The following is a 14493-nucleotide window of genomic DNA, read 5'->3' as shown; positions in this document are numbered from 1 at the left end:
GCGTCATAAAAGCAGAAACAGCTCGTAAACAATCATTCACAATCCAGTGTAAACCGATTAGTTCTAATCTCTGGTATAGTGCCGACAGGGCCTTTGGAAGGATTCAGACAACGTGATGGGCGTAAGAGCGCAACAAAAAGAAAAAACCCGGCGTTCGCTGGTGGAAGCCGCATTTAGCCAGCTAAGTGCTGAACGGAGTTTTGCCAGCTTGAGCCTGCGTGAAGTTGCGCGGGAAGCGGGGATTGCCCCGACGTCCTTCTATCGACATTTTCGTGACGTCGATGAACTCGGTCTGACGATGGTAGATGAAAGCGGGCTTATGCTACGCCAGCTGATGCGCCAGGCGCGACAGCGTATTGCTAAAGGCGGCAGTGTGATTCGCACTTCTGTTTCTACCTTTATGGAGTTCATCGGCAATAACCCAAATGCCTTCCGTCTGCTGTTGCGTGAGCGCTCCGGTACGTCCGCCGCGTTTCGTGCCGCAGTCGCCCGCGAAATTCAGCATTTTATCGCGGAACTTGCTGACTATTTAGAAATCGAAAACCACATGCCGCGCGCCTTTACTGAAGCGCAGGCTGAAGCTATGGTCACCATCGTATTTAGTGCTGGCGCCGAGGCTCTGGATGTAAGCCCGGAATTGCGTCGACAGCTTGAAGAGCGACTGGTACTCCAGCTCAGAATGATCTCGAAAGGCGCGTATTATTGGTATCGCCGTGAACAAGAAAAAAATCAAATCATTCCGAATAACGTGAAGGACGAGCAATGAAACACTCAGTTCAAGATAAAGGTACGCTGCTGCTGGCGCTGATCGCAGGGTTATCCATTAATGGAACCTTCGCTGCGCTGTTCAGCTCAGTAGTCTCATTTTCTGTTTTCCCGATTTTATCGTTAGTGCTGACGGTTTACTGTCTGCATCAGCGCTATCAAAACCGCAGTATGCCCGTGGGGTTACCGGGGCTGGCCGCCGCGTGTTTCATTCTTGGCGTGCTGCTTTATAGCACCGTGGTGCGTGCGGAATATCCGGACATCGGTTCTAACTTCTTCCCGGCCGTACTGTCGGTGATTATGGTGTTCTGGATTGGCTATAAGATGCGTAACCGCAAGAACGCGGCTGCAGAGTAATTCTGCTGAATTTTCCCGGCAACCATGATGTTGCCGGGTTACTGACATCTACTTCTTCGTTAACAGTACGCCGCATTCCATATGATGGGTATATGGAAACTGATCGAACAGCGCCAGGCGCGTGACTTCGTGCGTCTCATTGAGCGTTTCCAGGTTCTTGCATAAGGTTTCTGGATTGCAGGAGATATACAGGATCCGCGGATAGGCCTGCACCATTTTCTCCGTTTCACTATCCAGCCCGCTGCGCGGTGGATCGACAAAAATCGTCTCACACTGATAGCTTTTCAGATCAATACCTTGCAGACGGTTAAACTCCCGCACGCCGTTCATCGCCTGGGTGAACTCTTCTGCCGCCATACGGATAATCTGCACGTTATCAATATGGTTAGCCGCAATGTTGTATTGCGCCGCCGCCACGGACGGTTTGGCAATCTCCGTTGCCAGCACGCGTTCGAAATTCCGCGCCAGCGCTAGAGAAAAGTTGCCGTTACCGCAATACAGCTCAAGCAAATCACCGGTTGCACCTTTAGTTGATTCGACCGCCCATTCCAGCATCTGAATGTTCATTGCCGCGTTTGGTTGGGTGAAGCTATTCTCAACCTGGCGATAGACCATTTCACGCCCGCCGACCGGCAGACGCTCATCTATATAGTCCTGATCCAGCTCGATTTTGGTCTTAGTCGCGCGGCCAATCAGATGCACGTTCAGATTTTGCGCGCGTAGCGCATCGCGGAAGATTTCTGCTTGCTGACGCCACTCGTCGTCGAGCTTTTTATGGTACAGCAGCGACACGATGGCCTGATTGCTCATCGTGGTCAGATAATCGACCTGGAACAGCTTATGGCGTAGCACCGGATTGTCGCGCACGCCCTCAATTACGGCGGTCATCAGCTGATTAATTAGTTCGCTGGCCGCCGGGAAGGTATCGACGCGAATACGGGATTTGGTCTGCTGATCAAACATGATGTGGTACAGGTCATCGCCATCGTGCCAGATGCGGAATTCTGCGCGCATACGATAGTGGCTGACCGGTGAACGAAACACTTCCGGAACCGGGGCGGCAAAAGGGGCCATCATTTTCTGCAAACGGACGACTTTTTCTGCCAGCTGCGCTTCATATTGTTCGGTAGGAAGGTGTTCGGGGGTCATGATGCATCCTGAATAAAATAATTACGCGGGGATTGTAGGGAAAGTGTCGGGGATGTCCAGCTCTGATGATATTCAGAAATATAACGATAGAAGTCTGGACATCTATATGTTTCTAATTATAGCATCATGTTACCGGTCCTATGTGTTAATAGGGAATCCAGTGTAAATCTGGAGCTGACGCGCAGCGGTAAGGAACAGTGGGATGAGCGCATTATGCAGACACTGCGGTGGTTTAGCGGGAAGTCTTCATCCATAACACACCCCAAGCCCGAAGACCTGCCGGAACACGTCGCATTTGGTTTCTATCATCGCGTACTACTGATAGTAGCCGGCGGCATCCTTTGTATATTACGGATGCTTTTAAAATGATTAAAAAGGCTTCGCTGATGACGGCCCTCTCCGTCACGGCATTTTCCGCTTGGGCGCAAGACAGCAATTCAGATACGTTAGTGGTGACGGCAAACCGTTTTCAACAGCCGGTCAATACGGTCCTTGCGCCAACGGATGTTGTTACGCGGGAAGATATTCAGCGCTGGCAGTCAAAAGATCTTAATGATGTGATGCGTCGCCTGCCGGGGGTGGATATTTCGCAGACCGGCGGGATGGGGAGCAGTTCTTCCCTCTACGTTCGCGGCACGGAAGCACGTCATGTGCTGGTGCTGATTGATGGGATCCCAATGGCGCGGGCAGGTATTGGTAACGCCATTGACATTGGCCAGATTCCGGTATCCCTGGTGCAGCGTATCGAATACATCCGCGGGCCGCGTTCTGCTGTTTACGGTTCCGGGGCGATTGGCGGTGTGGTCAACATCATTACCATGAGTGACGATGAACACGCGCAGATCAATGCCGGGATGGGGTCGAATGGCTACCAGACTTATGATGGAGCGGTAAATAAACGTTTTGGCGACACGATGGTGACGGCGGCAGGTGCCTATCAGACGACCAAGGGCTTTAACGTCAAACCAGATTCCCCTTACAGCGGCGATAGCGACCGCGATGGTTATCGCAACAAACTGTTCTGGGGTGCCGTACAGCACAAGTTTGACGAGAGTTTTTCGGGTTTCTTCCGTGGTTATGGATACACGACTAACAACGATTATGATCAGGATACGATGTATGGTTCTCCTGCTGGTAACGACGAGGGTCGGAACTATAACCAATCCTGGGACACTGGACTGCGTTATAACTCGGGCATCTATTCCTCTCAGCTAATTGCGAACTATCAGCACCTTAAAAATTATAACTACAGTAGCAACCTTGGCCGCTATGCGGGTGATGCTACGCTGGATGACATGGAACAGCGTTATATTCAGTGGGGTAACAACTTTGAAGTAGGACATGGTTCAGTGAGCGGTGGTGTTGACTGGAAACAGGAAAAGCTGACTTCCAGCAGTACGACGAAATCTGATATCTACAAACGCGACACCACAGGGCTTTATTTGACCGGGCAGCAACAGATCGATACCGTCACGCTGGAAGCCTCGGGTCGTGAAGATCACGATGAGCAGTTTGGCTGGCACGGCACGTGGCAAACTGCGGTGGGCTGGGAATTTGTTGATGGTTATCGCGCAACGCTTTCTTATGGTACCAGCTTCCTGGCGCCATCTTTAGGGCAGCAATTCGGCGCGACGCGTTATGCATCGCAATATTATTCAGGTATTGCAGCAAACCCAGATCTAAAACCGGAAGAGTCTAAACAGTGGGAAGCGGGAATTGATGGGATTACGGGGCCACTGGATTGGAAAATCTCAGCATACCATTATGAAATTCAAAACCTGATTGATTATAAAAGCGCGAACAACGTCAACCAGTATATCAACGTGAAGTCGGCCACCATTAAAGGTCTGGAGTGGACAGGGAACATCACGACTGGCCCGGTAGAGCATCACCTGACGCTGCAATATACTGATCCTCGTGACGATGAAACCAACCAGGTTCTTGCTCGCCGAGCGAAACAGCAGGTGAAGTATGAAGTCACCGGGCAGGTTTATGACCTCGGCTGGAATATCGCTTACCAATATCTGGGTCAGCGCTATGACAACGACTATGATGAGACAACAAGCTCCTCTAGTCGCGTTAAACTGGGTGGCGTAAGCCTATGGGATGTCGGATTGTCATATCCGGTCACCTCACACCTGACAGTTCGTGGTAAAATAGCCAACCTGTTCGATAAAGATTACGAGACAGCATATGGCTACCCAACTGCAGGACGGGAATACACCTTGTCTGGCAGCTACACCTTCTAAACCACGTCCCACCGTGCTGGTGTTTGATTCCGGCGTCGGTGGGTTGTCGGTATATAATGAGATTCGGCATCTCCTGCCGGAACTCCATTACATCTACGCTTTCGATAACGTCGCTTTTCCATACGGTGAGAAAAGCGAAGAGTTTATTGTTGAACGAGTCCTTGAGATCGTGACCGCTGTTCAGCAGCATTACCCGCTGGCGCTGGCCGTTATTGCCTGTAATACCGCAAGTACCGTTTCCCTCCCCGCACTGCGCGATAAATTCGCATTTCCTGTCGTTGGTGTTGTCCCGGCAATAAAACCGGCAGCACGCTTGACGGCGAATGGTATTGTGGGTCTGCTGGCAACGCGCGGGACGGTAAAGCGTCCTTATACACGCGAACTTATTGCCCGCTTTGCTAATGAGTGTCGGATCGAGATGCTGGGGTCGGCGGAGTTGGTGGAACTGGCGGAAGCTAAACTGCATGGTGAGCCAGTCCCGCTGGATGAGCTGCGTCGTATCCTGCGGCCCTGGCTGAGGATGCAGGAACCTCCAGATACTGTTGTGCTGGGCTGTACGCATTTCCCTCTATTACATGACGAGTTGCAACAAGTTCTGCCTGAGGGGACGAGAATGATCGACTCCGGTGCGGCCATTGCGCGTCGAACGGCCTGGCTGCTGGAGCATGAAGCGCCGGATGCAAAATCTAGTGATGCGAATATTGCGTACTGCATGGCGTTGACGGCAGAAACTGAACAACTTTTACCCGTTCTGCAGCGCTATGGCTTCGAATCGCTGGAAAAACTGCCGCTCTAAGGGTGTTTTGCGCAAAAAAGAGACGGTTGAATGATTTTTTGAAAACAGGGCTTGTCAACTTCTCAGAACTCCCTATAATGCGCCACCACTGACACGGAACAACGGCTTACAGGCCGCCGGGTTAGCGGGGTTCAGCGATGAACGCCGGCAGAGAAAAGCGAAATTAAACGCTTGACTCTGAATGAGGAAAACGTATTATACGGGACCTCGCAACGGTGAGCGAAAGCCGCGTTGCACTGCTCTTTAACAATTTATCAGACAATCTGTGTGGGCACTCAAAGTGACATGGATTCTTAATGTCTTCGGACAATAAATGAATACCAAGTCTCTGAGTGAACATACGTAATTCATTACGAAGTTTAATTCACGAGCATCAAACTTAAATTGAAGAGTTTGATCATGGCTCAGATTGAACGCTGGCGGCAGGCCTAACACATGCAAGTCGAACGGTAGCACAGAGAGCTTGCTCTCGGGTGACGAGTGGCGGACGGGTGAGTAATGTCTGGGAAACTGCCTGATGGAGGGGGATAACTACTGGAAACGGTAGCTAATACCGCATAACGTCGCAAGACCAAAGTGGGGGACCTTCGGGCCTCATGCCATCAGATGTGCCCAGATGGGATTAGCTTGTTGGTGAGGTAACGGCTCACCAAGGCGACGATCCCTAGCTGGTCTGAGAGGATGACCAGCCACACTGGAACTGAGACACGGTCCAGACTCCTACGGGAGGCAGCAGTGGGGAATATTGCACAATGGGCGCAAGCCTGATGCAGCCATGCCGCGTGTATGAAGAAGGCCTTCGGGTTGTAAAGTACTTTCAGCGAGGAGGAAGGGGGAGTGGTTAATAACCATTTTCATTGACGTTACTCGCAGAAGAAGCACCGGCTAACTCCGTGCCAGCAGCCGCGGTAATACGGAGGGTGCAAGCGTTAATCGGAATTACTGGGCGTAAAGCGCACGCAGGCGGTCTGTCAAGTCGGATGTGAAATCCCCGGGCTCAACCTGGGAACTGCATTCGAAACTGGCAGGCTAGAGTCTTGTAGAGGGGGGTAGAATTCCAGGTGTAGCGGTGAAATGCGTAGAGATCTGGAGGAATACCGGTGGCGAAGGCGGCCCCCTGGACAAAGACTGACGCTCAGGTGCGAAAGCGTGGGGAGCAAACAGGATTAGATACCCTGGTAGTCCACGCTGTAAACGATGTCGACTTGGAGGTTGTTCCCTTGAGGAGTGGCTTCCGGAGCTAACGCGTTAAGTCGACCGCCTGGGGAGTACGGCCGCAAGGTTAAAACTCAAATGAATTGACGGGGGCCCGCACAAGCGGTGGAGCATGTGGTTTAATTCGATGCAACGCGAAGAACCTTACCTACTCTTGACATCCACGGAACTTGCCAGAGATGGCTTGGTGCCTTCGGGAACCGTGAGACAGGTGCTGCATGGCTGTCGTCAGCTCGTGTTGTGAAATGTTGGGTTAAGTCCCGCAACGAGCGCAACCCTTATCCTTTGTTGCCAGCGATTCGGTCGGGAACTCAAAGGAGACTGCCAGTGATAAACTGGAGGAAGGTGGGGATGACGTCAAGTCATCATGGCCCTTACGAGTAGGGCTACACACGTGCTACAATGGCATATACAAAGAGAAGCGACCTCGCGAGAGCAAGCGGACCTCATAAAGTATGTCGTAGTCCGGATCGGAGTCTGCAACTCGACTCCGTGAAGTCGGAATCGCTAGTAATCGTGGATCAGAATGCCACGGTGAATACGTTCCCGGGCCTTGTACACACCGCCCGTCACACCATGGGAGTGGGTTGCAAAAGAAGTAGGTAGCTTAACCTTCGGGAGGGCGCTTACCACTTTGTGATTCATGACTGGGGTGAAGTCGTAACAAGGTAACCGTAGGGGAACCTGCGGTTGGATCACCTCCTTACCTTAAAGAACCTGCCTTTGTAGTGCTCACACAGATTGTCTGATGAAAAATTAGCAGTAAAAAATCTCTGCAGGCTTGTAGCTCAGGTGGTTAGAGCGCACCCCTGATAAGGGTGAGGTCGGTGGTTCAAGTCCACTCAGGCCTACCAAATTTGCCCTGATACTGTGTTGTGAAACGACTCGCATACGCCAGTATGCTTCGTCATTCCACGCCTTGTCTCAGGACAAATTATCGGTACAGAGATAAGTCTTTACGATGGGGTTATAGCTCAGCTGGGAGAGCGCCTGCCTTGCACGCAGGAGGTCTGCGGTTCGATCCCGCATAGCTCCACCATCCTTTTACTGCAAAAAACAAGAAAACTTCAGAGTGTACCTGAAAAGGTGCACTGCGAAGTTTTGCTCTTTAAAAATCTGGATCAAGCTGAAAATTGAAACGACACGCCGTGTCTGTTCTCCGTAATAAGAACAGAATGACGGTGTGTTCGAGTCTCTCAAATTTTCGCAATCATGAAGTGAAACATCTTCGGGTTGTGAGGTTAAGCGACTAAGCGTACACGGTGGATGCCCTGGCAGTCAGAGGCGATGAAGGACGTGCTAATCTGCGATAAGCGTCGGTAAGGTGATATGAACCGTTATAACCGACGATTTCCGAATGGGGAAACCCAGTGTGTTTCGACACACTATCATTACGTGAATACATAGCGTAATGAAGCGAACCGGGGGAACTGAAACATCTAAGTACCCCGAGGAAAAGAAATCAACCGAGATTCCCCCAGTAGCGGCGAGCGAACGGGGAGCAGCCCAGAGTCTGAATCAGTTTGTGTGTTAGTGGAAGCGTCTGGAAAGTCGCAGGGTACAGGGTGATACTCCCGTACACAAAAACACACAGGCTGTGAACTCGAAGAGTAGGGCGGGACACGTGGTATCCTGTCTGAATATGGGGGGACCATCCTCCAAGGCTAAATACTCCTGACTGACCGATAGTGAACCAGTACCGTGAGGGAAAGGCGAAAAGAACCCCGGCGAGGGGAGTGAAACAGAACCTGAAACCGTGTACGTACAAGCAGTAGGAGCCCACTTGTTGGGTGACTGCGTACCTTTTGTATAATGGGTCAGCGACTTATATTCTGTAGCAAGGTTAACCGAATAGGGGAGCCGCAGGGAAACCGAGTCTTAACTGGGCGTTAAGTTGCAGGGTATAGACCCGAAACCCGGTGATCTAGCCATGGGCAGGTTGAAGGTTGGGTAACACTAACTGGAGGACCGAACCGACTAATGTTGAAAAATTAGCGGATGACTTGTGGCTGGGGGTGAAAGGCCAATCAAACCGGGAGATAGCTGGTTCTCCCCGAAAGCTATTTAGGTAGCGCCTCGTGAATTCATCTTCGGGGGTAGAGCACTGTTTCGGCTAGGGGGTCATCCCGACTTACCAACCCGATGCAAACTACGAATACCGAAGAATGTTATCACGGGAGACACACGGCGGGTGCTAACGTCCGTCGTGAAGAGGGAAACAACCCAGACCGCCAGCTAAGGTCCCAAAGTCATGGTTAAGTGGGAAACGATGTGGGAAGGCACAGACAGCCAGGATGTTGGCTTAGAAGCAGCCATCATTTAAAGAAAGCGTAATAGCTCACTGGTCGAGTCGGCCTGCGCGGAAGATGTAACGGGGCTAAACCATGCACCGAAGCTGCGGCAGCGACACTATGTGTTGTTGGGTAGGGGAGCGTTCTGTAAGCCGTTGAAGGTGGCCTGTGAGGGTTGCTGGAGGTATCAGAAGTGCGAATGCTGACATAAGTAACGATAAAGCGGGTGAAAAGCCCGCTCGCCGGAAGACCAAGGGTTCCTGTCCAACGTTAATCGGGGCAGGGTGAGTCGACCCCTAAGGCGAGGCCGAAAGGCGTAGTCGATGGGAAACAGGTTAATATTCCTGTACTCGGTGTTACTGCGAAGGGGGGACGGAGAAGGCTATGTTAGCCGGGCGACGGTTGTCCCGGTTTAAGCATGTAGGCGGGCGTTTTAGGTAAATCCGGAACGTCATTTAACGCTGAGGTGTGATGACGAGGCACTACGGTGCTGAAGTAACAAATGCCCTGCTTCCAGGAAAAGCCTCTAAGCATCAGGTAACATCAAATCGTACCCCAAACCGACACAGGTGGTCAGGTAGAGAATACCAAGGCGCTTGAGAGAACTCGGGTGAAGGAACTAGGCAAAATGGTGCCGTAACTTCGGGAGAAGGCACGCTGATGGTAAGTGAAGTGACTTGCTCATGGAGCTGAAATCAGTCGAAGATACCAGCTGGCTGCAACTGTTTATTAAAAACACAGCACTGTGCAAACACGAAAGTGGACGTATACGGTGTGACGCCTGCCCGGTGCCGGAAGGTTAATTGATGGGGTTATCCTCGCGGAGAAGCTCTTGATCGAAGCCCCGGTAAACGGCGGCCGTAACTATAACGGTCCTAAGGTAGCGAAATTCCTTGTCGGGTAAGTTCCGACCTGCACGAATGGCGTAATGATGGCCAGGCTGTCTCCACCCGAGACTCAGTGAAATTGAACTCGCTGTGAAGATGCAGTGTACCCGCGGCAAGACGGAAAGACCCCGTGAACCTTTACTATAGCTTGACACTGAACACTGGTCCTTGATGTGTAGGATAGGTGGGAGGCTTTGAAGTGTGGACGCCAGTCTGCATGGAGCCATCCTTGAAATACCACCCTTTAATGGCTGGTGTTCTAACGTGGACCCGTGATCCGGGTTGCGGACAGTGTCTGGTGGGTAGTTTGACTGGGGCGGTCTCCTCCTAAAGAGTAACGGAGGAGCACGAAGGTTAGCTAATCCTGGTCGGACATCAGGAGGTTAGTGCAATGGCATAAGCTAGCTTGACTGCGAGCGTGACGGCGCGAGCAGGTGCGAAAGCAGGTCATAGTGATCCGGTGGTTCTGAATGGAAGGGCCATCGCTCAACGGATAAAAGGTACTCCGGGGATAACAGGCTGATACCGCCCAAGAGTTCATATCGACGGCGGTGTTTGGCACCTCGATGTCGGCTCATCACATCCTGGGGCTGAAGTAGGTCCCAAGGGTATGGCTGTTCGCCATTTAAAGTGGTACGCGAGCTGGGTTTAGAACGTCGTGAGACAGTTCGGTCCCTATCTGCCGTGGGCGCTGGAGAATTGAGGGGGGCTGCTCCTAGTACGAGAGGACCGGAGTGGACGCATCACTGGTGTTCGGGTTGTCATGCCAATGGCATTGCCCGGTAGCTAAATGCGGAAGAGATAAGTGCTGAAAGCATCTAAGCACGAAACTTGCCCCGAGATGAGTTCTCCCTGACCCTTTAAGGGTCCTGAAGGAACGTTAAAGACGATGACGTTGATAGGCCGGGTGTGTAAGCGTAGCGATACGTTGAGCTAACCGGTACTAATGAACCGTGAGGCTTAACCTTACAACGCCGAAGATGTTTTGGCGGGTTTGAGAGAAATTCAGCTTGATACAGATAAACAGAATTTGCCTGGCGGCGACAGCGCGGTGGTCCCACCTGACCCCATGCCGAACTCAGAAGTGAAACGCCGTAGCGCCGATGGTAGTGTGGGGTCTCCCCATGTGAGAGTAGGGAACTGCCAGGCATCAAATTAGCAAGTGAAACCGGGGCATTAAACCGGTGGTTGTAAAGAAATTCGGTGGAGCGGTAGTTCAGTCGGTTAGAATACCTGCCTGTCACGCAGGGGGTCGCGGGTTCGAGTCCCGTCCGTTCCGCCACTTATTAGAAAATTAAGCCTGCTAATCTAGCAGGCTTAATGATAAGAAAATTTAGGGGCGTAGCTCAGTTGGTAGAGCACCGGTCTCCAAAACCGGGTGTCGCGAGTTCGAGTCTCTCCGCCCCTGCCATATAATAATCCTTTGCTTAGGCAAAGGATTTTTTTTGTCTTTAATTTTCCTCGTTATTATTCCTCATATCCCCCATCCATGGAGGATTGATCTTATCCTAAAATACTGCTTTTCAGGATCTCGCGAATCTGCGTCTGCTTATCGCTGTTTTGTAGCCAAATTGCATACAGAGGGCGTGAAAGCGTCACGCTATCCGTAACCGCATACAAGCCGCTTTTGTCCTGTGCCCAACGTACTGGCAGCCATGTGCATCCCTTAAGCGCACGGAGCTGTTGGTAGGCTAATTCTGCAGAACTGGTCGTTAGCAGAGGTATATCGTCATTACCGATCAATCCTACTTCATTTTGTTGAAAATCAGGTCCCCATTCCAGGCGTAGATAATTCAATTCATTTTTGTTTTTAGTCGGCGATGTGCAATAAAGCGCGAGTGTAAAGTTGCCAAGTAACTGGCTGCTTAGTTCATCCATCTTCGGCGATTCTGTCGTGATCAGCAGATCAAGCTGGCGCTCGTGCAGCTGTTTGACCAACGATTGCCTCTGTGCAATCCGCGCCTCAAACTGCAGGTTATAGGGCTCAGTGTAGAGCTTCCCTAGCCATTCATTGAGTAGGCATTCCCAAAGAGAAGCACTGGCACCTATCGAAAATTCATTGTGCCGGGAAGAATTTGCGACCTCCTTACGCGCGGCCTGCCAGGTATTCATTAGGGTTTCAGCATAGGGCAGCAGTTTTTCTCCAGCTGGAGTCAGGCGGATGTTGTTACGATGACGGGTGAAAAGATTCACGCCCAGCTGGTTCTCCAACTGACGAATACGAAAGCTAACTGCCGACTGTGTCAGATAAAGCGCCTCCGCAGCCCGACCAAAGTGACGAGTTCTGCTCACCTCAAGGAAAGTCTTGAGCAATTCCGTATCCACACTCTTCTCCACAAAATTATTTGTCGTGATGATTTAAATGTTTTGTTTGACGCTCTGTCAAGCGTAACTAATACTCCGCGCCATAAATAGCTCGGCCAAAGAATCAGGAGCGTGTAGGATGGCGGAAAGCTTTACGACAACTAATCGTTTTTTCGACAATAAAAATTATCCGCGCGGGTTTTCCCGTCATGGAGATTTCACCATCAAAGAGGCGCAACTGCTGGAACGTCATGGTTATGCCTTTAATGAACTCGAATTGGGTAAACGCGAGCCCGTTACCGAAGATGAAAAACAGTTTGTTTCGGTATGTCGCGGCGAACGTGAGCCAGCAACTGAGATAGAACGCGTCTGGATTAAGTATATGGCGCGTATTAAGCGTCCAAAACGTTTTCATACTCTGTCCGGCGGGAAACCGCAGGTGGAAGGTACGGAAGATTACACAGAAAGCGATGATTAAGAAAAAAGGGCGTAAGCCCTTTTTTTATGTCATTAGCTTTTGTAGGTGGATCAACATCCGGTCTATAGCTCGATAGCCGAGGGCTTCCTGCAAATGATAGCGTTTGATGTGTTCCACCTGCTCAAGATCGGCAATGGTTCGGGCAACTTTGAGTAGGCGCTGCCAGGCTCGTATCGAGAGTCCAAGTTGCGACAAGGTCTGCTCCAGCCACATAGCATCGTCTTTATGTAGCTGACACCAGACTTTCATTTCGTTATTCCCCAGGTGCGCATTAAGTTTCTTCTGTCGGGATAACTGCCTTTCGCGTGCCGCCAAAACCCGCAGCCGTACGCTGGCGCTGTCCTCTTCTTCGCTTACACCCTGACTTAATACCCCCGGTGGCGGGAGTGGGATTTCCAGAGAGAGATCAAAGCGGTCAAGAAAGGGGCCGGATAAACGCCCCAGGTAACGCAGAATCTGTTCTGGAGATGTACGATTATGCTGGCCTTGATAATGCCCTGTCGGGCTAGGGTTCATTGCGGCGATGAGTTGGAAACGCGCTGGATAATCGATTTTTGCGCGGGTACGAGAAATATGAATTATCCCTGATTCAATCGGCTCTCGCAATGCATCCAGTACCCTACGTTCAAACTCGGGTAGCTCATCAAGGAACAGAATCCCATTATGGGCAAGGGAAATCTCCCCTGGCGCGGGGATTGACCCTCCGCCCACCATGGCGGCAAGAGATGCGCTGTGATGTGGGGCGCGGAACGGCCTACGACGCCACTGTTTCGTTGCATGGCTGGAATTGACCAGGCTGAGTATCGCTGCGCTTTCCAGCGCCTCCTGGTTACTCAGCGGTGGTAGCAGACCCGGTAGACGACTGGCGAGCATAGTTTTACCAGTGCCTGGCGGGCCTATCATCAGCAAGTTATGGCCACCTGCAGCGATGACTTCCAGCGCACGCTTCCCTTGCTGTTGACCAATGACATCACTAAGATCCGATAATGCCTCATTCGAACATTCTCCTTCCTGGATAGGAAAATTCAGAGGGTTTATTCCTTCGAGAAAAGCACAGACCTCCTGTAGATGTCCGGAAATAAGGCAGTCGCTACCGCCGATTAAGCCAACTTCCGTAGCATTCTCGTCAGAGACAATTATTTTTCGACCCGCCTTTATTGCTTCCATCGCGCTGGATATAGCCCCAGGAACGCCACGTAGGGCGCCTGTAAGCGCCAATTCACCGACAAACTCATATTGATTCAACTTGGTAGCATTTAACTGCTCTGATGCCACCAGAAGCGCGAGAGCGATAGGTAAATCGTATCGCCCCCCTTCTTTTGGCAAATCGGCTGGCGCCAGATTGATGGTGATTTTCTTTGCAGGCCAGGTGTAGCCACTGTTAATAATTGCACTACGCACTCGGTCACGGGCTTCTCTAACCGTTGTTTCGGGAAGTCCCACCATCGTCAGGCCAGGGAGTCCGTTGCTGATATGCACTTCAATCGTGATAAGCGGAGCACCGATCCCGAGAGCAGCGCGTGTGTAAACTATGGCAAGTGACATAAAACCTCCTGGTAGCTGGAATTATGTCGGGGATTTTTTGCTGAGTAATCCAGCAATATTGAATTTTAGATGCCTCATTCCAGTCGATTCACTGCCAGTTGTTACGTTTCAGGCATTTTTGGAAACTGACTCGCAGGAGGCAGCCGTGGGTCAGCGGTATGAGAAAGTGCTGTGGTATGCTCCACAAATTGAAATATTTTCATTTCATATTTTTCTTATTAAAAACAATTATCTTCTCAGAAATGGTTAGCAGGGTAATAAACTCAGCCATAAAAAAATCTTGTGTTTAATGTGATGTCTGTGGTACCTCTTTAGGTATTCCTTCGAACATGAAGCCAGAAAGAACATAAAATGACAGCCCTTCTACGAGTGATTAGCCTGGTCGTGATTAGCGTGGTGGTGATTATTATCCCACCGTGCGGGGCTGCACTTGGACGAGGAAAGGCTTAGAAAACAA

Annotated in this window: 8 protein-coding genes, 4 tRNA genes, 3 rRNA genes, 1 pseudogene and 1 riboswitch; of the genes and pseudogenes, 13 read left to right on the top strand and 3 right to left on the bottom strand. The window is 51.0% G+C overall.

Features of this window, described 5'->3' with window-relative positions:
• Window positions 1-112: 112 nt before the first annotated feature.
• Window positions 113-747, top strand: a pseudogene (fabR, locus tag DA718_RS28670) (HTH-type transcriptional repressor FabR).
• A 15-nt stretch (window positions 748-762) separates the two neighbouring features.
• The gene (locus DA718_RS28665; protein ID WP_112216371.1) at window positions 763-1122 is read left to right on the top strand and encodes a YijD family membrane protein; all 360 of its coding nucleotides are present in this window, start codon (window positions 763-765) and stop codon (window positions 1120-1122) included.
• Between the two features lie 48 nt (window positions 1123-1170).
• On the opposite strand, the gene trmA is transcribed toward DA718_RS28665, so the two are convergent.
• A complete protein-coding gene (trmA, locus tag DA718_RS28660) occupies window positions 1171-2271 on the bottom strand; it encodes a tRNA (uridine(54)-C5)-methyltransferase TrmA (RefSeq protein WP_112216372.1) in 1101 nt (366 codons plus the stop codon).
• Between the two features lie 116 nt (window positions 2272-2387).
• Window positions 2388-2569, top strand: a riboswitch (cobalamin riboswitch).
• Between the two features lie 67 nt (window positions 2570-2636).
• Here trmA and btuB point away from each other — a divergent pair.
• From btuB to DA718_RS28615, 9 genes are all read left to right on the top strand, one after another.
• Window positions 2637-4520, top strand: a complete 1884-nt coding sequence (gene btuB / locus DA718_RS28655; protein ID WP_112216375.1) for a TonB-dependent vitamin B12 receptor BtuB — start codon at window positions 2637-2639, stop codon at window positions 4518-4520.
• Window positions 4465-5316, top strand: a complete 852-nt coding sequence (gene murI, locus DA718_RS28650; RefSeq protein ID WP_112216373.1) for a glutamate racemase — start codon at window positions 4465-4467, stop codon at window positions 5314-5316. The genes btuB and murI overlap by 56 nt, the downstream gene beginning before the upstream one ends.
• A gap of 381 nt (window positions 5317-5697) precedes the next feature.
• A 16S ribosomal RNA gene (locus tag DA718_RS28645) occupies window positions 5698-7237 on the top strand.
• A gap of 71 nt (window positions 7238-7308) precedes the next feature.
• A tRNA-Ile gene (locus DA718_RS28640) sits at window positions 7309-7385 on the top strand.
• Window positions 7386-7494: 109 nt separating this feature from the next.
• Window positions 7495-7570, top strand: a tRNA-Ala gene (locus tag DA718_RS28635).
• Between the two features lie 200 nt (window positions 7571-7770).
• A 23S ribosomal RNA gene (locus DA718_RS28630) occupies window positions 7771-10677 on the top strand.
• Between the two features lie 65 nt (window positions 10678-10742).
• A 5S ribosomal RNA gene (gene rrf, locus DA718_RS28625) occupies window positions 10743-10858 on the top strand.
• Together the 16S, 23S and 5S rRNA genes with 4 tRNA genes alongside form the textbook arrangement of a ribosomal RNA operon.
• Window positions 10859-10914: 56 nt before the next feature.
• Window positions 10915-10991, top strand: a tRNA-Asp gene (locus DA718_RS28620).
• A 53-nt stretch (window positions 10992-11044) separates the two neighbouring features.
• A tRNA-Trp gene (locus tag DA718_RS28615) sits at window positions 11045-11120 on the top strand.
• Between the two features lie 92 nt (window positions 11121-11212).
• Here the strand turns inward: DA718_RS28615 and hdfR are convergent.
• Window positions 11213-12034: an HTH-type transcriptional regulator HdfR gene (hdfR, locus tag DA718_RS28610; protein ID WP_112216104.1), complete on the bottom strand. Its 822-nt coding sequence runs from the start codon at window positions 12032-12034 to the stop codon at window positions 11213-11215.
• A gap of 118 nt (window positions 12035-12152) precedes the next feature.
• Between hdfR and DA718_RS28605 the strand changes: the two genes are divergently transcribed.
• Window positions 12153-12491 (top strand): MaoP family protein, encoded by a 339-nt coding sequence (locus DA718_RS28605; protein ID WP_110276913.1) that lies wholly within the window; start codon window positions 12153-12155, stop codon window positions 12489-12491.
• Between the two features lie 24 nt (window positions 12492-12515).
• Here DA718_RS28605 and DA718_RS28600 read toward each other — a convergent pair whose 3' ends face one another.
• Window positions 12516-14036: a YifB family Mg chelatase-like AAA ATPase gene (locus DA718_RS28600; RefSeq protein ID WP_112216105.1), complete on the bottom strand. Its 1521-nt coding sequence runs from the start codon at window positions 14034-14036 to the stop codon at window positions 12516-12518.
• A gap of 351 nt (window positions 14037-14387) precedes the next feature.
• On the opposite strand from DA718_RS28600, the gene ilvL reads away from it, so the two are divergent.
• Window positions 14388-14486 (top strand): ilv operon leader peptide, encoded by a 99-nt coding sequence (gene ilvL, locus DA718_RS28595; RefSeq protein ID WP_001311244.1) that lies wholly within the window; start codon window positions 14388-14390, stop codon window positions 14484-14486.
• Window positions 14487-14493 lie beyond the last annotated feature (7 nt).

This window comes from Klebsiella huaxiensis (assembly GCF_003261575.2).
GTDB lineage: Bacteria > Pseudomonadota > Gammaproteobacteria > Enterobacterales > Enterobacteriaceae > Klebsiella > Klebsiella huaxiensis.
The sequence above is the reverse complement of the archived record's forward strand: the minus strand, read 5'-3'. Positions and strand labels throughout refer to the sequence as shown.